19 protein-coding genes and 1 tRNA gene are annotated in these 22,917 nt (G+C 68.9%); 9 read left to right on the top strand and 11 right to left on the bottom strand.

What is annotated here, in order from left to right; translation table 11 throughout:
• Positions 1-20: 20 nt before the first annotated feature.
• Both J8M50_RS07515 and J8M50_RS07510 read left to right on the top strand, forming a co-directional pair.
• Positions 21-1,688 carry a SulP family inorganic anion transporter gene (locus tag J8M50_RS07515; protein ID WP_010352328.1) on the top strand — a complete coding sequence of 556 codons (1,668 nt, stop codon included), beginning with the start codon at positions 21-23 and terminating at the stop codon, positions 1,686-1,688.
• A 35-nt stretch (positions 1,689-1,723) separates the two neighbouring features.
• Positions 1,724-2,161, top strand: a complete 438-nt coding sequence (locus J8M50_RS07510) for a hypothetical protein (protein WP_010352327.1) — start codon at positions 1,724-1,726, stop codon at positions 2,159-2,161.
• On the opposite strand, the gene J8M50_RS07505 is transcribed toward J8M50_RS07510, so the two are convergent.
• Entirely contained in the window at positions 2,067-2,501 is a 435-nt protein-coding gene (locus J8M50_RS07505) for a DUF6924 domain-containing protein (protein WP_029183655.1), read from the bottom strand. The genes J8M50_RS07510 and J8M50_RS07505 overlap by 95 nt on opposite strands.
• Positions 2,502-2,952: 451 nt before the next feature.
• Positions 2,953-4,341 carry a cystathionine beta-synthase gene (locus J8M50_RS07500; RefSeq protein ID WP_010352325.1) on the bottom strand — a complete coding sequence of 463 codons (1,389 nt, stop codon included), beginning with the start codon at positions 4,339-4,341 and terminating at the stop codon, positions 2,953-2,955.
• 138 nt (positions 4,342-4,479) lie between these two features.
• Here J8M50_RS07500 and J8M50_RS07495 point away from each other — a divergent pair, with 138 nt between their 5' ends.
• On the top strand, positions 4,480-5,475 hold the full coding sequence (locus J8M50_RS07495) for an SGNH/GDSL hydrolase family protein (protein WP_010352324.1): 996 nt from the start codon (positions 4,480-4,482) through the stop codon (positions 5,473-5,475).
• Here the strand turns inward: J8M50_RS07495 and J8M50_RS07490 are convergent.
• A complete protein-coding gene (locus tag J8M50_RS07490; protein WP_010352323.1) occupies positions 5,472-6,191 on the bottom strand; it encodes a class I SAM-dependent methyltransferase in 720 nt (239 codons plus the stop codon). The genes J8M50_RS07495 and J8M50_RS07490 overlap by 4 nt on opposite strands.
• 84 nt (positions 6,192-6,275) lie before the next feature.
• Here J8M50_RS07490 and J8M50_RS07485 point away from each other — a divergent pair, with 84 nt between their 5' ends.
• Positions 6,276-7,031: a maleylpyruvate isomerase family mycothiol-dependent enzyme gene (locus J8M50_RS07485; protein ID WP_010352322.1), complete on the top strand. Its 756-nt coding sequence runs from the start codon at positions 6,276-6,278 to the stop codon at positions 7,029-7,031.
• Positions 7,032-7,090: 59 nt separating this feature from the next.
• On the opposite strand, the gene J8M50_RS07480 is transcribed toward J8M50_RS07485, so the two are convergent.
• Positions 7,091-7,597 (bottom strand): GNAT family N-acetyltransferase, encoded by a 507-nt coding sequence (locus J8M50_RS07480; RefSeq protein WP_010352321.1) that lies wholly within the window; start codon positions 7,595-7,597, stop codon positions 7,091-7,093.
• A 200-nt stretch (positions 7,598-7,797) separates the two neighbouring features.
• Here J8M50_RS07480 and J8M50_RS07475 point away from each other — a divergent pair, with 200 nt between their 5' ends.
• Both J8M50_RS07475 and J8M50_RS07470 read left to right on the top strand, forming a co-directional pair.
• Positions 7,798-9,018 (top strand): acetyl-CoA C-acetyltransferase, encoded by a 1,221-nt coding sequence (locus tag J8M50_RS07475; RefSeq protein WP_010352320.1) that lies wholly within the window; start codon positions 7,798-7,800, stop codon positions 9,016-9,018.
• 294 nt (positions 9,019-9,312) lie between these two features.
• On the top strand, positions 9,313-10,110 hold the full coding sequence (locus J8M50_RS07470) for a hypothetical protein (protein WP_010352319.1): 798 nt from the start codon (positions 9,313-9,315) through the stop codon (positions 10,108-10,110).
• 127 nt (positions 10,111-10,237) lie between these two features.
• Here the strand turns inward: J8M50_RS07470 and J8M50_RS07465 are convergent, their stop codons facing one another.
• Positions 10,238-10,549: a hypothetical protein gene (locus J8M50_RS07465; RefSeq protein WP_010352318.1), complete on the bottom strand. Its 312-nt coding sequence runs from the start codon at positions 10,547-10,549 to the stop codon at positions 10,238-10,240.
• Between the two features lie 121 nt (positions 10,550-10,670).
• On the opposite strand from J8M50_RS07465, the gene J8M50_RS07460 reads away from it, so the two are divergent.
• The gene (locus tag J8M50_RS07460) at positions 10,671-10,898 is read left to right on the top strand and encodes a DUF4287 domain-containing protein (protein ID WP_010352317.1); all 228 of its coding nucleotides are present in this window, start codon (positions 10,671-10,673) and stop codon (positions 10,896-10,898) included.
• Between the two features lie 80 nt (positions 10,899-10,978).
• Here the strand turns inward: J8M50_RS07460 and J8M50_RS07455 are convergent, their stop codons facing one another.
• From J8M50_RS07455 to J8M50_RS07445, 3 genes are all read right to left on the bottom strand, one after another.
• Entirely contained in the window at positions 10,979-11,866 is an 888-nt protein-coding gene (locus J8M50_RS07455) for a Bax inhibitor-1/YccA family protein (RefSeq protein WP_010352315.1), read from the bottom strand.
• A gap of 1,233 nt (positions 11,867-13,099) precedes the next feature.
• Entirely contained in the window at positions 13,100-14,272 is a 1,173-nt protein-coding gene (locus J8M50_RS07450) for a 4-hydroxybenzoate 3-monooxygenase (protein ID WP_010352314.1), read from the bottom strand.
• Between the two features lie 176 nt (positions 14,273-14,448).
• Positions 14,449-14,532 (bottom strand) — tRNA-Leu (locus tag J8M50_RS07445).
• Positions 14,533-14,951: 419 nt separating this feature from the next.
• On the opposite strand from J8M50_RS07445, the gene J8M50_RS07440 reads away from it, so the two are divergent.
• Positions 14,952-15,725 (top strand): ABC transporter ATP-binding protein, encoded by a 774-nt coding sequence (locus tag J8M50_RS07440; protein ID WP_010352312.1) that lies wholly within the window; start codon positions 14,952-14,954, stop codon positions 15,723-15,725.
• A complete protein-coding gene (locus J8M50_RS07435; protein WP_010352311.1) occupies positions 15,725-18,253 on the top strand; it encodes an ABC transporter permease in 2,529 nt (842 codons plus the stop codon). The genes J8M50_RS07440 and J8M50_RS07435 overlap by 1 nt, the downstream gene beginning before the upstream one ends.
• 118 nt (positions 18,254-18,371) lie before the next feature.
• Here the strand turns inward: J8M50_RS07435 and J8M50_RS07430 are convergent, their stop codons facing one another.
• From J8M50_RS07430 to J8M50_RS07420, 3 genes are all read right to left on the bottom strand, one after another.
• On the bottom strand, positions 18,372-19,661 hold the full coding sequence (locus tag J8M50_RS07430) for an SAM-dependent methyltransferase (RefSeq protein ID WP_010352310.1): 1,290 nt from the start codon (positions 19,659-19,661) through the stop codon (positions 18,372-18,374).
• A 361-nt stretch (positions 19,662-20,022) separates the two neighbouring features.
• Positions 20,023-20,508: a hypothetical protein gene (locus J8M50_RS07425; RefSeq protein WP_141655558.1), complete on the bottom strand. Its 486-nt coding sequence runs from the start codon at positions 20,506-20,508 to the stop codon at positions 20,023-20,025.
• A 96-nt stretch (positions 20,509-20,604) separates the two neighbouring features.
• Positions 20,605-22,884 carry a hypothetical protein gene (locus tag J8M50_RS07420; protein ID WP_010352309.1) on the bottom strand — a complete coding sequence of 760 codons (2,280 nt, stop codon included), beginning with the start codon at positions 22,882-22,884 and terminating at the stop codon, positions 20,605-20,607.
• Positions 22,885-22,917: the final 33 nt, after the last annotated feature.

Genomic DNA, 22,917 nt, shown 5'->3' with positions numbered 1-22,917 from the left:
CCCCGTGAAGAAGCACCCCCATGAACCTCCCCCTCCCCACTCTCACCGACCTCCGCACCCTCACCCACGACCCCCGCCGCAACCTCCTCTGCGGCCTGACCGTCGCCGTGGTCGCCCTCCCCCTGGCTCTCGGCTTCGGCGTCAGCTCAGGACTGGGCGCCGCGTCCGGCCTGGCGACCGCGATCGTCGCCGGCGCCCTCGCGGCACTGTTCGGCGGCAGCGCACGCCAGGTCTCCGGCCCGACGGGCGCGATGACGGTCGTACTGGTCCCGATCGTCCACCACTACGGCCCCGACGGCGTCCTCACGGTCGGCCTCCTCGCGGGCCTGATCCTGATCGCCCTGTCCTTCGCGAGAGCGGGCGCGGCGATGGCGTACGTCCCGGCCCCGGTGATCGCGGGTTTCACGGTGGGCATCGCGGCGGTGATCGCCCTCCAGCAGATCCCGAACGCGCTAGGAGTCCCCGTACCGCACGGCGAACAGGTGGCGGCGGTGGCGGCAAGGGCGGCGGAGGAGTTCGAGGCGGCTCCGCACTGGCCAGCGCTGCTCCTGTCGACAGGTTCGGCGGCGCTGGTACTGGCGGGGGCAAGATGGAAACCGACGATCCCGTTCTCGCTGGCGGCGGTGGGGATCGCGACGGCCGTAGCGGAAACCCTGCACCTGAACGTAACAAGAATCGGCACCCTCCCAGCGTCCCTACCGACTCCGTCGCTCGGCTTCCTGGACGTAACCCGAATCCCAACGCTCCTGGCCCCAGCGGTAGCAGTAGCCGCCTTGGCGGCACTGGAATCGCTACTCTCCGCATCGGTAGCAGACGAAATGTCAAAGAACCGGCGTCCGGAAGGGTCTTTCAGGGGCGCGGGGCTGCATCAATTTGCGGCTCCGCCGCGGGGCGCGAACAACCACGACGGCGCCGCACCCGCCCACAACCCCTCAAAAGAACTCTTCGGCCAGGGAATCGCCAACCTAGCGGCCCCCCTCTTCGGCGGAGTCCCAGCAACAGGCGCAATCGCCCGCACAGCAGTAAACGTAAGAACCGGCGCCACCTCCCGCCTAGCAGCCCTAACCCACGCAGTAATCCTCGCCGGAATCGTCGCAGCAGCCGCCCCCCTGGTCTCCCGCATCCCGCTGGCAGCCCTCGCCGGAGTCCTCCTGGCAACAGCCATCCGCATGGTGGAAACCGGCCCGGTAAGAGCCATGGCCCGAGCCACCAAGGGCGACGCTCTCGTCCTCCTCCTCACCGCAGCCTCCACCCTCGCCCTAGACCTGGTCCGAGCCGTCCTCATCGGCCTGGCCGTCTCCACAGTCCTCGCCCTCAAGGCCGCGGCGACCACCACCCGCCTGACCCCCGCCGCCACGAACGAACACCCCGGCACAGAATCGATCAGCCTCCGCTACGACGGCCCCCTCCTCTTCGCCGGCGCCCACAGCCTCCGCAGAGCCCTCACGGACGTCCACGGAGTGAACGAGGTGGAGCTGAAACTCTCGGGGTTGACGGCGATGGACGCGACAGGCGCGCTCGCGCTGAAGGACGCGGTGGGAGAGCTGCGCGGCAGGGGCGTCGACGTACACCTCAGCGACATCGGCCCCGCGCACAGGCACACGCTGGAGTCCGTGGGCCTCCTCCCGGCGCCCCCCACCCCGAAGAGGGGGGCTATCCCCCGTGCGGCCGAGGCCCCCGCTCCCTAGCCTGGAGAAGGTTCCAGGGGATTGAGGAGACAACGATGACAGCGGGCCGGGACACCGAACTGAAGAAGGAACTGGACGCGACCCTGCACGCGCGCAGGGAACTGGGCGAGGAGTACGACTCGGCGCTGGTCGAGTCGTTCCTGGAAAAGGTGGACCAGCGAATAGACGGCGCGGTGGAACGCCGGGTACGCCGCCAGTTCGCGGAACAGCAGATGTCCGCAGCAAGGGACTCACGCACCCCCCACGCCACGGACTCCTGGGGCGAACGCTTCGGCTTCGGCATAGTCTCCCTGGTCCTGGCGATCCCACTCTCAGCAATCGGCGCGGTAAACGCAGACCTCCCGGGCCTCCTGATCACGTGGACGGGCATCGTGGGCGTCAACGCGGTCCACGCGTTCCGCTCCACCCCCGAGCTGCTGGAGGCGCTGCGGGGACGCCGGAAGAAGCGCGGGGAGGACCGCTGGGAGGACTGACCGCCTGGCACAGGTAGTCCTCCAGCTCGGCGGCGCCGGACGACAGATACGCCGACACCTGCGCGAACACCCCGACCGGCACCCGCAACGTCGCCCCCACCAGATCCGCCAGGTCGAGGGCCAGCAGCAGGTGTTCGCGCTGGGCGAGGCCGTCCGCGAGGAAGACGTGATGCAGATCCTCCGAGAGCAGCGCCCCGACCTCGACCCCGTCGTACCGGACATCGTCCACACACGTGGCATCGGCCCCCAGCACCGCACGCAGCGCTTCCCACGCACGGTCGTCAGTGAAGTCCGTACGCAGGACGAGCGAGGTCAGCCCGTTGGGCTGGGGAAGCGGCATACGAAACATCCTCGCAGCAGCAGAAGACCGGCGAAAAACCCGCAACCATCAATTGAGCAACCCCCACGGCGCCCAGCCACCTCCGCGAGAGCGGCGCCGGTTTAGGCGCAAAGATAGGCGGGGACCGCCGCACCCCCGGTAAGGGGGGCGGGACGACGGCGGTCCCCGCGGGGGACGCGAGCTAGGCCCTGCGTCCTGGCGTCTGTGGAGGTCCGGGAGCCGCTCCGGAGGTCCGTGACGCCGTTTTGGTTGCCGGTTCGGCGGGGAGCCGCTCCCGCCTGCCGACATCCCCTAATGTGCCGGACTCGTGTTAAGCGTGTGCTGCGCGGACGTGACGCGCTCGTACCACTTCCGCGAAGTCCGTCGTGCGGGCGGGCGAAGCGGAAGTCCGGCGGCCGGCCCGGGGGTTCACCGCAGGTTTCCCCGCCGTACACCCCCGGCGCCGTCCGGCTTACTTGCCGCCCTTCGCGAGGAACGCCAGCAGGTCCTGCCTGCTCACGACCCCCTTCGGCTTGCCCTCGACGAGCACGATCGCCGCGTCCGCCTCGCCCAGCACCGACATCAGGTCGGCGACCGGCTCCCCGGAGCCGACCTGCGGCAGCGGCGCGGACATGTGCTTCTCCAGCGGGTCCACGAGCGACGCCCGGTTGTTGAACAGCGCGTCGAGCAGTTCCCGCTCGACGACGGACCCGACGACCTCCGCGGCCATGACGTCCGGGTGCCCGGCGCCCGGCTTCACGACGGGCATCTGCGAGACCCCGTACTCGCGCAGCACCTCGATCGCCTCCCCGACGGTCTCCTCGGGGTGCATGTGCACGAGGGACGGGATCGCGCCGTGCACCTTGTCGTCGAGGACGTCGCTGACGCGGGCGCTGGGGCCCTCGTCCTCCAGGAAGCCGTAGTCGGCCATCCACTCGTCGTTGAAGATCTTCGACAGGTACCCGCGCCCGCTGTCCGGCAGCAGCACGACGACCACGTCGTCGGGACCGAGCTGCTCGGCCACCCGCAGCGCCCCCACGACCGCCATCCCGCAGGACCCGCCGACCAGGAGACCCTCCTCCTTCGCGAGGCGGCGGGTCATCTGGAAGGAGTCCTTGTCGGAGACGGCGACGATGTCGTCCACGACGGTCCGGTCGTACGCGGTCGGCCAGAAGTCCTCACCGACGCCCTCGACGAGGTACGGCCGTCCCGAGCCGCCGGAGTACACGGAGCCCTCGGGGTCGGCGCCGATGACCTGGACCTTGCCGTCGCTCGCGTCCTTCAGGTACCGGCCGGTGCCGGAGATCGTGCCGCCCGTGCCGACGCCGGCGACGAAGTGTGTGATCTTCCCCTCGGTCTGCTCCCACAGCTCCGGGCCGGTGGAGTGGAAGTGGGAGAGGGGGTTGTTCGGGTTGGAGTACTGGTCCGGCTTCCACGCGCCGGGCGTCTCGCGCACCAGCCGGTCGGAGACGTTGTAGTACGAGTCCGGGTGCTCCGGGTCGACGGCGGTGGGGCAGACGACGACCTCGGCGCCGTACGCCCGCAGCACGTTGATCTTGTCCGTGCTCACCTTGTCGGGGCACACGAAGATGCAGTGGTACCCCTTCTGCTGCGCCACGATCGCGAGCCCCACGCCGGTGTTCCCGCTGGTCGGCTCGACGATGGTGCCGCCCGGCTTGAGCGCGCCGCTCTCCTCCGCCGCCTCGATCATCCGCAGGGCGATGCGGTCCTTCACGGAACCGCCGGGGTTGAAGTACTCGACCTTCGCCAGAACGGTGGCCTGGATGCCCTTGGTGACGTTGTTGAGCCTCACCAGCGGGGTGTTGCCGACGAGGCTGATCATCGAGTCGTGGAATTGCACCGTTGTCTCCGGTTGCTTGCAAAAAACGTGGTCGTGATGGTCGCCAGCCTAAACGTGTTCACTCCTGGGTGAGATTGGCCGACGGGTCGTACGGGGCAAGGAGAGGTTGTACGGCGACGAGGGAGGTGGCGGACAGGTATGACCAGCATGTCGAGGGCACGGGTGGCCCGGCGGATCGCGGCGGGCGCGGCTTACGGCGGCGGGGGCGTCGGGCTGGCCGGGGCCGCGGCGATGGGGCTGCTGCTCGCGGAGGCCCGGTGGGCGCGCCGCCATGTGGAGAACGGCACGTCCGCGCGGGTGCCGCAGGCGGACGGCCTGTACGGCGGTGTCTACGCGACCGGCGAGGAACCCCTGCGCCTGGTTCTCCTCGGCGACTCCACGGCCGCCGGGCAGGGGGTCCACCGGGCCTCCCAGACGCCGGGCGCGCTGCTGGCCTCCGGCCTGGCCGCCGTCGCCGAGCGCCCCGTGCTCCTGCGCAACGTCTCCCTCCCCGGCGCCCAGTCCGACGACCTGGACCGGCAGGTGGCGCTGGTCGTCGGCTCGGCCGAACAGGTGCCGGACATCTGCGTGATCATCGTCGGCGCGAACGACGTCACCCACCGCATGCCGCCGACCCGTTCCGTACGTCACCTGTCCTCGGCGGTACGGCGCCTGCGCACCACCGGCGCGGAGGTGGTCGTCGGCACGTGTCCCGACCTCGGCACGATCGAGCCCGTCGGCCAGCCCCTCAGATGGCTGGCCCGCAGAGCGTCCCGCCAATTGGCGGCGGCGCAGACGATCGGGACGGTCGAGCAGGGCGGCCGTACGGTCTCGCTCGGCGACCTCCTCGGGCCCGAGTTCGAGGCGAATCCGCGCGAGCTGTTCGGGCCGGACCACTACCACCCGTCGGCGGAGGGGTACGCGACGGCCGCGATGGCCGTCCTCCCCACGCTCTGCGCGGCCCTCGGGCTCTGGCCGCAGGAGGAGGAGCGGCCGGACGTCTCGCGCCGCGAGGGGTTCCTGCCGGTGGCGCGCGCGGCGGCGGAGGCGGCGGCGGAGCCCGGGACCGAGGTCACGGCGGCCATGCCGACCGGGCCCCGGGGGCCGTGGGCGCTGCTGAAGCGGCGGCGCAGGAGGCTGCCGCAGACGGCTTAGGCGGGGCGCAGGTAGAGGTTCAGTACGCCCGTGTCCTCGCCGGTGACCTCCGTGACCTTCAGGCCGGCCTCCGCCGCGAGGTGCTCGAAGTGGTCGCGGGGGTACCAGTGCAGCACCCACGGGCGGTCCTCGACGACGCTGTCCTCGCCGTGGTGGCGTTCGTACCGCAGGACGGTCGTCTGGGTACGGGCCCGCTCGTCGCGCCGCTCGGACACGATCGATACGCGCAGTTCGGCGCCGTCGGGGGCGGTGACCGTCCGGACCTTGCCGATCTCCTCCGAGGGGGCCGGCGTGAACAGGGGGATCAGGGCGGTGCCGTCCTCGGCGAGGTGCTTTTTTATGCCGCGCAGCGCCGCGAGGGCCGTGGCGTCGTCGGGGAGCAGGTTGAAGGTCGGGCCCGCGAGGAAGACGGAACGGTAGCGCCGGGGCAGGTCGAGGGACTCCATGCGCTGGTGGTACGTGGTGACGCCGGTCCCCTGTACGTCGGCCCTGTGGCGCAGGCGGGCCAGCATGTCGGCGGAGGAGTCGACGCCGTCCACGTCCAGGCCGCGCCGGCGCAGTTCGAGGAGGGGGTCGCCGTCCCCGCAGCCCAGCTCCAGCGCCGGGGTGCCGGCCTGCCGTACGAAGGTGTCGTAGAGGTCGGGGTCCTGGGAGTGCGCCTTCAGGGGGGCGTACAGGTCCGCGACGATGCCGGTGTAGAAGTCAGCTGGGTCCACGCGGGGACCTTACGCGGGAGGCGTTCATCTGCTCACCCGAATAAATCACTGTCTCTTCTGTCATGCCCGGTGCTAAAAAACAGCGTGCACACGACACTCGCCTTCCCCGACCTGCTGCGCCTCCTCGACGAACGCTCCACCGCGTTCCGTACGGCCGTCGCCGCCGCGCCCAGCCTCGACGTACAGGTCCCCACGTGCCCCGAGTGGACGCTGGCCGACCTGGCCCACCACATCGGGGAGGGCCGCCGGCGCTGGGCGCTGATCGTGAAGGCGGGTCCTGCGGACGGTCCGCAGCCGGTGACGGCCGAGCTCCCCGAGGGCCGGGAGGCCATCTCGGAGTGGCTCGCGGAGTCGACCCGGCAACTCCTGGACGCCCTCGCGGAGGCGGGCCCGGACCAGGGCTGCTGGACCTGGTGGGGCCCCTCCCAGTCCCCGCCGACCACGGGCGCGGTGGCCCGGCACCAGCTCCAGCAGCTCCTCATCCACACGTACGACGCCCAGCTCACCGTGGGCGCCCCGCACGCCCTCCCGGCGGAGATAGCCCAGGACGGCGTGGCGGAATTCCTGACGACCTGCTGCGCGACGACGGGCCCCTGGCCGCACGCACCGGCCACCCTGGACTTCCTCACGACGGACGCCCCGGCCTGGCGCCTGACACTCTCCGCCGAGGGCGCGCAGGCCACCACTCCACCTCCGGCCACCCCGCCGACGGCCTCCGTCGAGGGCACCGCCGAGGAAGTGGTCCTGTACCTCCACGGCCGTAACCCTGTGACGTCCCTGAAGGTCTCCGGGGACGTCAAGGTCTTCGGGCAGCTGGAGGAGTGGGAGCCGGAGGTCTAGAGCGGGTCCCGGTGTGCGGTGCGGGCGGACCCACTGGGCCGCCCGCACCGCTGTGTCCGTCAGGCCCGCCGCCCCGCCCTCGTGTCGAACGAGATCCACGTGTCCGGCGGCAGGTCGGGGTTGCCCACCCGGTGTTCCTCCGTCCAGGAATCCGCGGCCGTCGTGGCCACCCGGCGCCAGAAGTGGACCGCCTTCCTGTTCGTGTCCTGGAAGGCGATGTCCCAGCGGCCCGGGTGGCGGGAGATGACGTCGAGGGCTGTGGTGAGGCCGAGGCCCTGGCGGCGGGCCGCGCGGACTATGAAGAACGTGTTCATGATGGCCGTGGGGGTGTCGAGGGCGCGGACGAAGGAGAAGCCGAGGGGGCGGTCGTCGGGGGTGAGGAATAGGTACGGGGCCCAGCCGGGGGCCGTGAACGCCGAGTGCACGCGCTCCGCGCGGAACGTGCCGTCGGGGAAGGGGAGGACCTCGTGGAAGCCGGAGAGGTCGTGGCGGAACATCAGCCAGAGGCGGTCGATCAGGGGGCGGTCGGAGGGGACGGCCGTACGGATCTGGATCTGTGTAGGCATGAAAAAAGCCTCCGCGGCGGGGAGTTCACGCCGGGAGGCTTGTCGGTGGCGTAACCATAGCAGTGCGGCTCGGGCTCGCACCGTCCAAGCAAGCGCTTAGACAATTGCGGCCAGGGTCACACCACCACCCCCGTGACCAACCCCCTACGTACGGGTAACTTCCAATCACCAGCTGATCCGTGAACGTCAATGGAGCCGTGATGCCCGAAGCCGTGATCGTCTCGACCGCCCGCTCCCCCATCGGCCGCGCCAACAAGGGCTCCCTCAAGGACCTCCGCCCGGACGACCTCACCGCGACGATCATCCAGGCCGCGCTCGCGAAGATCCCCGAGCTGGACCCGCACGACATCGACGACCTGATGCTGGGCTGCGGCCTGCCGGGCGGCGAGCAGGGCTACAACCTGGGCCGCATCGTCGCCGTACAGATGGGCATGGACCACCTCCCGGGCTGCACGGTCACCCGTTACTGTTCGTCGTCGCTCCAGACGAGCCGCATGGCGCTGCACGCGATCAAGGCGGGCGAGGGCGACGTCTTCATCTCGGCCGGCGTCGAGATGGTCTCCCGGTACCGCAAGGGCAGCTCGGACGGCCTCCCGGACACGACCAACCCCTTGTTCGCCGAGGCGCAGACGCGTACGGCGGAGGTCGCGCAGTCGACGGGCTCGACGTGGCACGACCCGCGCGAGGACGGCCTCGTACCGGACCCGTACATCGCGATGGGTCAGACGGCGGAGAACCTGGCGCGCGTGAAGGGCGTGACCCGCCGGGACATGGACGAGTTCGGCGTCCGCTCGCAGAACCTGGCCGAGGAAGCGCTCAAGAACGGCTTCTGGGAGCGCGAGATCACGCCGGTGACGCTGCCGGACGGCACGGTCGTGTCGAAGGACGACGGCCCGCGCGCGGGCGTGACGCTGGAGGGCGTGGAGGGCCTGAAGCCGGTGTTCCGCCCCGACGGCATGGTGACGGCGGGCAACTGCTGCCCCCTGAACGACGGCGCGGCGGCGGTCGTCATCATGTCCGACACGAAGGCGCGGGAGCTGGGCCTCACCCCGCTCGCCCGGATCGTCTCCACCGGCGTCTCCGGCCTCTCCCCCGAGATCATGGGCCTGGGCCCGGTCGAGGCGAGCAAGCAGGCGCTGAAGCGCGCGGGGCTCGGCATCGGCGACATCGACCTCGTCGAGATCAACGAGGCGTTCGCGGCGCAGGTGATCCCCTCCTACCGCGACCTCGGCATCGACCTGGACCGCCTGAACGTGAATGGCGGCGCCATCGCCGTAGGACACCCCTTCGGGATGACCGGCGCGCGGATCACGGGCACGCTGATCAACTCCCTCCAGTTCCACGACAAGCAGTTCGGTCTGGAGACCATGTGCGTGGGCGGCGGGCAGGGCATGGCGATGGTCGTCGAGCGGCTCAGCTAGCCGGTGTCCCGACGGCCGGATGACAGCCGTACGTAGTCGAATTGACACTTGACGTAGTAGTCGGCCCGGAGTATGGGATTCCCCCGAACTCCGGGCCGATTTGTGATCCAATCTCACCCAGGATGTGACCTATCTCCCTGGCCGCCACAATTCCCCAGCTCAGGGCCGTTCCACCTACCCTCCCCGGGCCCAAAGTCCTGTCCGTTTCGTGACGTTACGCACTGACAGTGGGAGAGTCCGCCCGCCAAGCTGAGGTAGGAAGTCGGGGGTCGACTTTGAACCGGGAGTACGTCAGTGAGCGCCTTGCCGATCGCCCTGCTGGTCACCACGGCCGCCACCGGTGCCGTGGGTGTCGCCGTCCTGCGCACCCTGCTGGCGCTGCGCCGCCAGGTGAAGGAGCTGAGCCTCCAGCTCGCGGACGACCACGCCGCCCTCGCGCATGGTCTCGTACCCGCCGCGCGCAGCTCCGACACCGACGGGATACGCGCGGCTGTCGCCGAGGCGCTCGCGGAGGAGCGGGAGCGGGAGCTGGCCGAGGCGCGGGCGTTCTGGGCCGCGCAGGAGGCGCGTGACGTCTCCGACGCGCCGTCGCTGCTCGGGCTGCCGGACAGCGAGCTGTTCCTTCCCCGGCAGAGCGACTTCGTCGGCTTTGAGCCGCTGGGTCTGGAGCCGGTGGGTGAACTCCCCTCGGACGCGGACGAATTGACGGCGGGCGACTCCCCCGAACTCGCCGCCGCGCGACGCCGTCACCCGTCCCATCCCGACTTTGTGCCGGTCCAGTCTCCGGTCATGGGTGACCACGAGCGGACGGTCAGCACGCTGGAGGAGTTGGCGGCGGCGCGAGTGGAACTGACGGACGTCCGCCCCGGCCCGCTGGGCACGCTGGACGTCTACGTCTTCGCCGACGGCACGACCCTGTGCATGACGCCGGGCCACAGGGAAACAGCGGAACGCCTGGCGTCCGCGCTGACCGCCGGGTACGCGCCGATCCTGCTGGGCGGGTCGGGGATCTCGGGGGCGTACACGCTGACGTTCGAGTGCGGGGAGGAGACGGTGTACATCTTGGCGGACAGGGTGATAGCGAGCTTGTGAGGGGGGTGGGGGAGGAGGTGGGGGGGGTAAGTGACCGTCGCTTTTCAACACACGGTGACCATCGTTTTTTAGGGGCGCGGGGAACTGCGCGACCAGCCCCCCACGGCGGGTCAGCCGCGTACAAACCTCAGACCCCCGCCCTCTTCCGCGCCTCCTCCACCACCCGCACCGCCTCCTCAACCTCCTCCGCACTCCCCAGCACCACCGCCAGATCATGAGCCGCAACAGTGATCTGATCGGCAACAGCGAACATCCCCGCATCAGGCATCACCCGAGCCTCAACCCCCGGCTCCTCAACAGCCTGCGCCCACGAGGCCAACTCCTGACCCAACCGCAGAGCCTCAGCGGCAGCGCCCCGCTGGAGCCGACTCTGCGGCGCAGCCCGAAGCCGATCCGCAAACAAATCAACCGCACGCAACAACGGCGTCGTATCCACCACGCGGCGAGCCTACGCCACGCCTCCCCACCACTCCCCCGGGACGGGACTGTTGCCAACAGGCGAACCCTCAGGCACGGTGACTTGAAGGACCGGCTTACACCCGAACGCCCCGGAGGCGCCGATGTCCCAAGTCTTCTCCGAGGAGACCCATCGCAACCTGCTCGCCCGCATCCCCCACTGCACCGGTCGTGAAATAGCCGACTGGCTGCGCACCGTAGACGAAGGCCCCGCTCTCCGCTTCGAGGAGAAGGTCAGCTGGCTGCGCCACGAACACAACCTGGCGTACGGCCACGCGAAAGCCCTCATCCATGAGTACGACCTGAGGAGGGCCGCGCGCAAACTCCGGTAGCCACGCGCCCACGTACGAAGGGACCCCGCGGATCGCTCCGCGGGGTCCCTCTCAGGTACTACCTACCGACTACCCCAGGACTAGTCGTCCCCGCCCTGGAGGATCGCCAGGAGCCGCAGGAACTCCATGTAGATCCAGACGAGGGTCATCGTGAGCCCGAACGCCGCGAGCCACGCCTCCTCGCGGGGCGCGCCGTACGCGATCCCGTCCTCGACCTGCTTGAAGTCCAGCGCGAGGAAGCACGCGCCGAGCAGGATGCCGATGATCCCGAAGACGATGCCGAGGCCACCGCTGCGGAAGCCGAGGCCGTCACCGCCACCGAAGACGGAGAACAGCAGGTTGATCGCCATCAGCAGCACGAAGCCGAGCGCGGCGGCCATCACGAAGCCGTAGAACCGCCGGTTGACGCGGATCCAGCCGGCCTTGTAGGCGACGAGCACACCGGCCGAGACGGCCATCGTGCCGAGCACGGCCTGGGTGACGACGCCGGACGAGATGTACGTCGACACCGCCGCCGAGATGACGCCGAGGAAGACGCCCTCGAAGGCGGCGTACGCCAGGATCAGCGCGGGGGCCGGACGCTGCTTGAAGGACTGGACGAGCGCCAGCACCATCGCGATCAGACCGGCGCCGACGGCGATGCCGTACGACTTGTTGAGGTTGGCCTCGTCGACCGGCAGCAGGAGCCACGCGAGGACCGCGGTCACGACGACCGTGCCGAGCGTCATCGCCGTACGCGAGACGACGTCGTCGATCGTCATCGCTCCGGACGCGGCCTGCGGCGGGGCGCCTTGCTGGGTCTGCTGGGCGTACGGGTTCGTCGCGTAGGGGTTACCCGCCTGCTGGGCATACGGGTTCGCCTGCGTGGCGACAGCGGGTCCCCCGGCCTGCGGCGCGGCGTTGAAGCCCGCATAGCCGTTGTCGCGGCTGAAGCCCCGTCGCGAGAAGACCGGGTTTCTGCTCCTCATTTCACTCCTCCATAGGCCACCTGGCGCGGCCGTTGGCCTCAAGAGTAATAGAACGGCAAAGAAATGACCCTAATGCTTGAGGAGGATCTTTCTCCACCACGCTTGCGCCAACACGCTACGCGGTCCCGCGATTCCCTGACCTCCCACCCTCCCTTCATGACCAAGTCGCGACACGTCCGGAACCGGGGGGAGACCATCCACTTATCCGACCAGTACACGCATAACCCCCGACACCCGACGCCCCCCTACCTGGCCTGCCTCCCGAGACGACGGGAAACCATCCGGGTGACGTCCGACGGGACGGCGAGGCTGTACGACGCTGACGAGCCCACCAGCGTCCAGAAGCGCCTCCGCCCCACGCGAGGAAGCGAGGTCAACCTCGGTTCCGGGGCACCGCCAGTTCTGTTCAGCCATCGCGTCGGGGGCAGCGAGCCGGTCAACTGCGAGGCCCTGCGGTCCCGCGTTCAGCCCACGGGGTGTTCCCCCGGGGAACACCCGACTCCACTGTCGGCCAGCCCCCGCGCGCGGGGGGCGCCGTGGCCGACAGCATCGCGTCGAGAACGTCCGCCTCAGCCCCCGCGCCCGGGGAGGGGTGCCGCTGGTCGTCGGGCGACACCCTGTTCCGCACCGTCAGTCCGCGCGCGGGGAGGCAGCCCAGCGAACTCACCCTCACCCAGCACGGAGCAGCCAACCCCCGCGCGCGGAAGGGACGGCCTGCCCCACGCTCCGACCCTCGGCTCAGCCCGCCGCGCGCGGAGCGACGAGTGCCGTCGCGCCCCGCCCGCATGGTGCCCGGCCGGCGGCACAGCCACAGCCCCACCGGCCAGGCACCGTCCCGACGGAGTCGCACCTCACGTGAACGCCGCCCCCCTGCCGGGCACCGGGGCCGTCCCCGGCGCGGGGCGCCCCTCGGGACCGGAGCCTCCCCGGAACGCCCTCGCCTCCCTCGGATCCTCCGCCGAGCGGCATCACACGCCGCGGCCCTCTCCGCCGCACTCCCCGGGCCACTGCCTCAAGATGCCCCGGACCCGGCGACGCCCAACGCCTCAGATCTCCCCGCCGTACGCGCCCCTCCGGCCGCCGCCCTGAGACACCCCGGCCCGGCAGCACCCAACGGCCACAGCCTGCCTCGCCGTACGTCCCTCCGACCGCCACCTCGAAGATGCCCCGCCCCGGCATCTCCCTAGCCCCGCAGCCCCCTCCCTCTCAGGTACCCCCCACCCGAGTCACCCCTCAGTACGGGAACCCCGTGTACCCCTCCGCCAGTTCCGCCTCCGCCGGAGTCGACTCGGTGATCCGCTTCAGGCGGGCCAGTTGGAGGCGGTCGTCGAAGGCGTCCGCGTCCGGTCCCCGGTGGAGCATCGTCGTCATGTCGTACGAGAAGCGTTCGGCCTGCCAGACGCGGTGGAGGCAGTCGGCGGAGTACGTGTCGAGGAGTTCGGGAGAACCGGTCGACTGCTCGTGGGCGAGCGCCCGCGCGAGGGTGACGACGTCGCCGACCGCGAGGTTGAGACCTTTCGCACCGGTCGGCGGGACGATGTGCGCGGCGTCACCGGCGAGGAAGAGACGGCCGTACCGCATGGGCTCGTGGACGTAGGACCGCATGGGAGTGACGGACTTCTGGGTGATGGGACCACGCCGGAGGACCCAGTCGTCGTCCGTTTCGAGGCGCCGGTCGAGCTCGTCCCAGATCGCGTCATCGGCCCAGCTCTCCGCATCCGTACCCGCCGGCACCTGGAGGTAGAGCCGGGAGACGGACGGCGACCGCATGGACAGCAGCGCGAAGCCGCGTTCATGGCGGGCGTAGACGAGTTCGTCGTGCGAGGGGGGTACGTCGGCGAGGATGCCGAGCCAGGCGTACGGATACGTCCGCTCGAAGACCCGGGCGTAGCTCTCAGGTATGACCTGCCGGGCGATACCCCAGAACCCGTCGCAGCCGACGACGTACTCGCACTCCAGCGTCTCCTCGACACCCCCGCGCCGGAACCGCACACGGGGCCGAGCCCCCTCCACATCGTCCACGGCGATCGCCTCCGCCTCGAACAACAGCGGCCCCCCGCCGTCGAGTTGAAGGGCGATGAGGTCCTTGCAGACCTCGGTCTGGGCGTAGACGGTGACGGACCGCCCGCCGGTGAGCGCGGGGAAGTCGACGCGGTGCCGACGGCGGTCGTACCGCAGCTCGATGCCGTCGTGCCGCAGCCCTTCCCGGTCGAGCCGCTCCGCCGCACCGGCCGCGCGCAGGACGTCGACGGTCCCCTGTTCCAGGATTCCGGCGCGCTGGCGGTGCTCGACGTACTCCCGGTCGTGGCTCTCCAGTACTACGGAGTCGATGCCGGCGACGCGCAGCAGCCGTGCGAGGAGGAGTCCGGCGGGTCCGGCTCCGATGATGCCGACGGTGGTGCGCATCGAGCGTTCCTTTCACCCAAGTCCGTTCGCACAGTGAAGTTTTCTTCACCAATCTCTGCCCATGAGTCTGCGCCCGCGTTCAGGCAGTGTCAACGGTTCACGGGGGTGCGGCCAACGCCTTGATGGACGGCGCAGTCAACCAAGTGGGACCGCGCGGCCGACGACGGGAGCGGAGGTGCCCAGAGCCGGACTTGAACCGGCACGCCCGCTTCGGGGCAGCGAGGTTTAAGCTCGCCGTGTCTGCATTCCACCATCTGGGCTGGCCAAGGGCTCCGCGTCGTCGCGCCCCGAGCCTATCGGGACGCCCCTCCCCAACAGCGGCCGGGGGAACCGATGTTGTCTTATTTTATTGATGTCTGAGGGAGCATCAGACCATGGAACAGGCCATCCGCACTTGCCAGTAGCCTTACCGGCGATCACCGCGCGTGTACGCGGAATGACGGAATTTCACCGTCTGAACGAGGGCGCTCCACCGGTTCTCGACAAACGCTTCCCGCCGCACACCGTGTTCTCACCGTCACCTCCGGTGTCAGGGTCGGTGGTCATACCCAGGTATGACAAGACCGCCCTGTGTCACTCCGGAGTCTGGTGCGGAAAGCAGAACCGAGGAGTGACTACAACCACGAGGTGCTCCGCCGACGATGGACGAGTCCCGACCCCGTCCTCAGGAGCGACTTCCGTGACCACCACTCCCCTCGCAGCTCGGCCGACCGCCGCCGTGGCCGCCCGAGCCACGGATCTCTCGAAGATCTACGGACAGGGCGAAACCCGGGTGGTCGCCCTGGATCAGGTCTCCGTCGACTTCCACCAGGCCCAGTTCACCGCGATCATGGGCCCCTCGGGCTCCGGCAAGTCGACGCTCATGCACTGCGTCGCCGGACTCGACACCTTCTCCTCCGGCTCGGTCCGCATCGGCGAGACGGAGTTGGGCTCACTGAAGGACAAGCAGCTCACGAAACTGCGCCGCGACAAGATCGGCTTCATCTTCCAGGCGTTCAACCTGCTGCCGACGCTGACGGCGCTGGAGAACATCACGCTGCCGATGGACATCGCAGGCCGAAAGCCCGACAAGCAGTGGCTGGAATCGGTCATCGCGATGGTCGGTCTGTCGGACCGTCTCAGCCACCGCCCGTCCCAGCTCTCCGGCGGCCAGCAGCAGCGCGTCGCCGTGGCCAGGGCGCTGGCCTCCCGCCCGGACATCGTCTTCGGCGACGAGCCGACCGGAAACCTCGACTCCCGCTCGGGCGCGGAGGTCCTCGGCTTCCTGCGCAACTCCGTCCGGGAGATGGGCCAGACGGTCGTGATGGTGACGCACGATCCCGTAGCCGCGTCGTACGCGGACCGCGTGATCTTCCTGGCGGACGGCCGGGTGGTCGACGAGATGTACGGGCCTACGGCCGACTCGGTCCTCGACCTCATGAAGCAGTTCGATGCGAAGGGCCGTACCAGCTGATGTTCCGCACCGCCCTGCGCAACGTCCTCGCGCACAAGGCCCGCCTCATGATGACCGTCCTCGCGGTCATGCTCGGCGTCGCCTTCGTCTCGGGGACCCTGGTCTTCACGAACACCCTGTCCAACGCCCTGGAGAACAGCTCCGCGAAGGGCTTCGACCAGGTCGACGTCGCCGTACAGCCCCGGGCCCAGAAGGCCACGGACAACCAGGTCGCCAAGGACCCCGAGCTGACGGACGCCCTGCTGAAGCGGGCCGCCTCCGTGAAGGGCGCCGCGTCCGCGACCGGCGTGGTGACCGGCTTCACCGCGATCGCCGACAAGGACGGCGACCTGATCGGCAACGGCTTCTCCTCCCAGGGCGCCAACTACTGGGGCGACGAGGACACCCGCTACCCGCTGACCAGCGGGAAGGCCCCCCAGGGCGCCGCCGAGATCGCGATGGACGCCGGTACCGCCAAGCGCGCCGGCTACCAGGTCGGCGACACCGTCCGCATCTCGGTCGACGGCCCGGTCCTGACGCCGACGATCTCGGGCATCTTCACGACGAAGGACGGAAACGTCGCGGCGGGCGGCAGCCTCACCCTCTTCGACACGGCGACGGCCCAGAGGCTCTTCGGCAAGACGGGCACGTACGACGAGATCGACGTCAAGGCCGCCTCCGGCGTCTCGCAGACGGCTCTGAAGTCGGCCCTCGACAAAGCGCTCCCGGCGGACAAGGTCGAGACGACGACGAGCGACCAGCTCGCCGCGGACCAGGCGGAGATGATCTCCGCGTCGATGAGCGGCCTCAAGCAGGGCCTGCTGGTCTTCGCCGGGATCTCCCTGTTCGTCGGCACGTTCATCATCGCGAACACCTTCACGATGCTGGTCGCGCAGCGCACGAAGGAGCTGGCGCTGCTGCGCGCGGTCGGCGCCTCCCGGCGTCAGGTGACGCGGTCGGTGCTGATCGAGGCGTTCGTGGTCGGCGCGGTCGCCGGGGTGACCGGCCTGGTCGCGGGCATCGGCATCGGCGCGGGCCTGCGCGCGCTGCTGGAGCAGACCGGGGCGATCATCCCGGACGGCCCGCTGATCATCTCGTCCGGCACGATCGTCTCCGCGCTGGTCGTGGGCGTCGTCATCACGATGTTCGCCGCCTGGCTGCCGGGCCGCCGCGCCGCGAAGATCCCGCCGGTCGCCGCGATGAGCAGCCTGCACGCGCAGGCGACGACGCGCTCCCTCGTCGTCCGCAACACGCTCGGCGCGCTGGTCTCGGCGGCGGGCGGCGGGACGGTCCTGTCGGCGACGACGATGAGTGGCACCGGCGCGCGGACCGCCATGGGGATCGGCGCCGTCCTGCTGATCATCGGGGTCTTCATCCTCACCCCGCTGCTGTCCCGCCCGCTGATCGCCGCCACCGCCCCCCTGATGCGCGGCTTCGGGATCTCCGGCAAGCTGGCCCGCCAGAACTCCGTGCGCAACCCGCGCCGTACGGCCGCCACGGCGTCCGCGCTGATGATCGGCCTCACGCTGATCACAGGCATGACGGTGATCGCCGGAAGCCTCCAGCAGGCGATCGAGAGGATGGCGTCCGACTCGATCCGCGCGGACTACGTCGTCTCCATGGTCAACGGCAACAGCCTCACGCCGGACGTGGAGAAGAAGCTCAGGACCGCGTCCGGCGTCGAGGCGACCAGCCCGATGCGCAACTCGCCGTCCCGGATCGACGGCGACCAGGAGTACCTGACGGGGGTGGACGGCTCCACGATCGGCGGGCTGGTCAGCCCGAAGGTCGCGGAGGGCCGCTTCGAGGTCGGCGGGACGAAGGTCGTCGTCGACAAGTACACGGCCGACTCGCACGACTGGAAGCCGGGTTCGGCGTTCACCGTCCACTACGAGGACGGCAAGAGCCAGCGGCTCACGGTGAACGGGGTCTACGAGGGCAACGACTTCCTGCGCGGCATCCTCCTCGACACGGCGACGCTCGCGCCGCACCAGACCGACATCACCGACATGAAGGTCATGGTCAAGGCCGACGGGGGCACGTCGGCCGAAGCGAAGTCCGCCCTGGTGAAGGCGCTCGGCGAGAACCCCGGGATCCAGGTCCAGAGCAAGAAGGACATCTCCAACCAGATCGCCCAGTTCTTCACGCTGCTGCTGAACATGCTGTACGGGCTGCTCGCGATGGCCGTCATCGTCGCCGTCCTCGGGGTCGTCAACACCCTCGCGATGTCCGTCTTCGAGCGGTCCCAGGAGATCGGGATGCTCCGCGCGATCGGGCTCGACCGGCGGGGCATCAAGCGGATGGTCCGCCTGGAGTCCCTCGTCATCTCCCTCTTCGGCGGGGTCCTCGGCATCGGCCTCGGGGTGTTCTTCGGCTGGGCGGCGGGCGAACTGATGGGGACGAGCCTGCCGACGTACGAACTCGTCCTCCCCTGGGCGCGGATCGCCGTCTTCCTCGCGCTCGCGGGTGTGGTGGGCGTCCTGGCAGCCCTGTGGCCGGCGCGGCGCGCTGCGCGGCTGAACATGCTGGGGGCGATCAAGTCGGAGTAGCGGGGGCGAGGTGGGGCGGGGCGGTCTCCCGAACGGGGGTGGAGACCGCCCTGCTTCCTTTATGGGGGCGAGTTATGGGGGCGGGCGTCGAGGGCTCGTGCCCCTCTTCCGGCTCCGGCTAGCCCGCCCAGACCCGGGACCGTAGCGACAGCCCGGAGTCGCCGGTCTCCGAAGGCCGTACCGCCAGAACCTGGTTGACCCCTATGCGGTTACGTTCGAAGGCGAGGGCGGAGGCGGCCATGTAGAGCTGCCAGACTCTCGCCCGTCCCGGCCCGGCGAGCTTCGCCGCCCGTTCCCACCCGGCCTCCAGGTTCCGCACCCAGCGCCGCAGGGTCAGCGCGTAGTGCTCCCGGAGCGACTCGACGTCCCGCACCTCGAACCCGGCGCGCTCCAACTGCGTGACGGTGGTGCCGATCGGCGCGAGTTCGCCGTCGGGAAAGACGTACGCGTCGATGAACGGGTCGAGCTGGTACGAGGTTTCGTCGCCGTGGGGCCGCCGCGCGATCTGGTGGTTGAGCAACCTGCCGCCGGGGGCGAGGAGTTGGTGCAGCTGACGGGCGTACTCCAGATACTTCTCGGCGCCCACGTGTTCGGCCATGCCGATGGACGAGATCGCGTCGTACGGGCCGTCGTCCACATCCCGGTAGTCCTGCACCCGGATCTCGACGAGCTCGGTCAGCCCGGCGTCGGCTACCCGCTTGCGTGCGAGCGCGGCCTGTTCCTGCGAGAGCGTCACGCCGACGACCCGGGCCCCATACTCGCGCGCGGCGTGGATGGCGAACGACCCCCACCCGCACCCGACGTCGAGCACCCGCTGCCCCTCCCGGACCCCCAGCTTCCGGCAGACGAGGTCGAGCTTGTCCCGCTGGGCGTCTTCGAGGGAGGCCCTCTCGTCCCAGTAGGCGCAGGAGTAGACCATGGAGGGGCCGAGGACGAGCGAGTAGAACTCGTTCCCGACGTCGTAGTGGTGGCTGATGGCTCGGCGGTCCGTGTTCCGCGTGTGCAGATGCCGTACGCGCCGGGCCTCTTCCTTCGGCGGCGCGGGCGGGAGGGGCAGTCCGCCGAGCCGTACGAGCCCGGCCACGCCCCGCCGGACATCCCCCCGGCGCATCAGCCGCCCCAGCCCCGGCGCCTCCTCGTCCCGCTCCCACACCACCCCCGACAGCAACTCCAGCGCCTGATAGAAATCCCCCTCGACGGCGATGTCCCCCGCCACCCAGGCCCGGGCCAGCCCCAGCTCACCCGGCTTGAACAACAGCCTGCGCAGGGCCCGCCGATTGCGCACCACGAGCGTAGGCGCCCCCTCCTTCCCGGCCTCGGACCCGTCCCAGGCCCGGACCCTGACCGGTACCTCCCCACCCATCACCAACTCCAACGCCTCCACCAGCCGCACAGCGGCACCACGCATGGCCACCCACCTCCGTGACAACACTCCCGGAACGACCTGTCACCACGTAAACACACCACGCCGCCGCTTCCAGTCCCACACAACCACCAAGCCCCAGTAAATCTGTCAGATCCGGCCAGGGCCGCCCCTCCCGAGCGGCGCGGACCCTGCGCCTGGCGCCCAACCACTGCCCCACGGCAGACTCTTGAGCGGAGTTTCCCAGGGACGTCGGACATCAGGAGAGAACGGACTGGTCCTGGCCGCGGTGCTCCTGCTGATGGCCTGCATCAAGACGGACCGCGTACGCGCCTGGCGGGCTTGATGATCTACATGGCGATCGACGGGTTCGCCGTTTCAAGCAGGCAGTCATAGAACGAGCTGGTCAACCGCATTCGGCTGACGCCTCAAGGCCCTGAATGTAGGCCGCGATCAGTTCTTTCATGGCCTCCGGATCCGACCGGCCGGCAGCGAATACCTGGACCACGCCGTACAGGTCCTGATCAGGATGCTCCGTCGACTTGCAAGCTTCTGAGGTCTTACCGACAGCTCCGACGCCTGAATAGAGATAGCGTTCGTCGTCGGTCACTTTTCCGTCGTCGGTCTTCGCATATGCTGCGGCGACGGTGGCGACAGTTTCTCTGTCACCCCACCATACAAGAATCTCTCGAACGGCGATCTTGCCATCGACTGTCACATCGCATCGCTTTGTTCCACCGTTGGGATTCGATGACTTCACCGCGAGGGAGTCACCCCCCGGCAGGAACGGATCAATCAGTTTGGGATCTGCCTTAATCTCGCACAGGGCGCTAGGAACCGTATATTTCTTCTCACCTTCTCCGTTTCCATTCGAGCATGCCGACATCACCAATGCCCCAGTCAAGACTGCGACCGCGAAAGGTGGAAACCGGAAAGGGTGCGAGGATCGAGTAAATCGGAGGTGGGGCACGAGAATTTCCTCTCGGTTTCAGATATCGGTCTTCAGGTGTGGCGTCATGAACTGGGAGTTATCTCCCGCCGCCCTGAAGCCTTCCTGAGCGGCAACACGCGCCTTCTCGTCGATACTGCCATCTTGCAGATCGGTTCGGTTGTGGGCCTTGGCCGCAAGTTCGGCCGCCCGCTCCGTGTAGGTCACATTCTGGTCCATGCCCAACTCCCACTGCTCTCCCATAGCAGCCCCCGCATCATCTTTCGCGTGCCCTTCCGCATCCTGGAACAGCTCTTCGAGGACCAAGCTGCTGACAGACCCTGCGACACCACCGGCAACTGCGCCACCCACTGGACTTGCAATGAATGTGGCGCCGACACCGATGCCCGTGCCGATCACACCCGAAGCGGTGTTCTTCCATTGAGCGACGGAATGCTCATAAGCCTTGTCTTCTTCGTCCGCCGGACCGGCGATCGCCTCTTGCCGACCGATGGCGAGTGTTCCTGAAACCTCACCCGATCCGTGAGCAATCTGTTCGATGGCGAACTGTGTGTCCTTGGAGTATCGATTATCGGAAGAGAGATCCGGATTCATGTGGTAGTCCATCAGGTTGGCCATGTAGGACTTGTTCCCCACTTCGACCGCCGCATACCCCTCAGGGTTCTGGCCGACGGAGATCAGCAATGCCGTCACGTCCCGATGATTGAGCGTGGCGGACGCTCCGGACACCGGGAACAGCCTGTCCGTGTCTCCGTCGCCATCGTCCGCCATCGCGCGATTGATATCAGGGAGATATTCGGAAGCGATCTGTCCGATACTGTCCGACATATATCCGTTGTCCGTGAGCCTTTCAGGGCTGTCCGCGATCGACGAGACGACGGATTCGAAGAGTCGGGTCTGTTCACTGGTGTGTGCCGGCGTGTCGATGGTCGGCATCTCCCCCGCCGGATGTCCGGTCGTCGCCGCCTCCAGCGCCATCGCCATGTAGTTCTGGCCGGTATGCAGGTCGTCGCCTTCAAGGCTGGTTTCCTGGGGCCAGTCTCGTTCTTCGAAGAGGTACTGGAAATTCGACAGCCCGGTTTTGTGTGAATCCCGCTCGAAGGGGTTGTCGGGGTCGTCCTTGGTGACGTAGTCCTCGTTGAAGAAGGCGGTCGCGGCGTCGGGGCTGTTGGCGAGGCCGCGCATGTAGCCGGTGAGGGGGTCGGCGCCCATGTCGTCGCCGAGGAAGTTGAGGCGTTGGGCGGTGCCCATGGCGCCGCCGAACTGCCAGAAGCGGTTGGGGTGTTCACCGTTGCCGGTGATCTTCCTTTCCGTGGCCATCATCCGGCTGCCGTAGTCGGTGAGGAACTTGTCGTCGTAGTCACCGACACGCATCAGGTTGCTCATGACCTGGAACCCCATGGGCCCGCTGTCACTGCCGAACCTCTTCTCGCCAAGGCCGGTCATGTCGTTCTTCCACGCGTTCATCGCGGCGGAGTCGCTCTGCGAGGCACCGGCCAGAGTGAGGCTCAACCCGCGCTGAAGGTCGTCGAGTTGGTCGCGCCGCTTGTCGACGACGTCGTAGTTACGGCCGTCCGTGAGGCCGGACCAGAACTCCAGCGTCTTCTGCGGCCCGAGACTCGTGGCGAACCGTTCGGCGAACAGCGGATCGGCGCCGTACTTCTTGAAGCCCGCGTTGAGCTGGTCGAACTCCTTGACCGTGAGGTCGTGGGGGTCCTTCTTCGCGAGCCTGGCGAGGTCGTCGGCCTCTTTGACGGCTGCGGCGGCGGTGTCCCGGTCCTTGTAGTCGGCGCCCGAGAAGCCCAACTCGCTCTGGTCCGCGAGGGCCTTGAGGACAGTCGCCGCTGAACTGTCGCTCGTGGACGCCTGGTTGAGGATCTTCTGGATGTCGTCGCGGACGCCCGTCATCTCCGCGGTGCGGTCGGGTTCCTTGCCGGCGGGGTCCTGGGGGCGGGTCGCCAGGGTGACCATGAAGCCGTCGCCGGAGGTGAGGACGGCGAAGCCCTTGGTGCGGGCGCCCTCCACCGCCGTCGTCAACTGCTGGTGGAAGCCCTTGAGTTCGCCGAGGGTGTCGTTCAGGATCCGGTAGATGCTGTTCGCCTGCGTGTGGGCGTCGGCGAACTCGCCGGCCGTCTTGCCGATGAACTCCCTGCTGATCTGGGAGTTCACACCGGCCCAGTTGGCCTTGTTGGCGGCCTTGTGCAGGCCGTCCTCCGCGTCCTTCTGGAGCTGTTCGAGGCTCTTGACGAGGGTTCCCCAGTCGGTGACGGCGGCGGAGAGCAGTGCGAAGTTGGCGTGGTACAGGGCGTCGAATTTCACGAAGGGCCAGTCCTGGGTGCGGAGTTCGGTCGG

The sequence above is a fragment of the Streptomyces acidiscabies genome (genome assembly GCF_020010905.1).
GTDB lineage: Bacteria > Actinomycetota > Actinomycetes > Streptomycetales > Streptomycetaceae > Streptomyces > Streptomyces acidiscabies.
The sequence above is the reverse complement of the archived record's forward strand: the minus strand, read 5'-3'. Positions and strand labels throughout refer to the sequence as shown.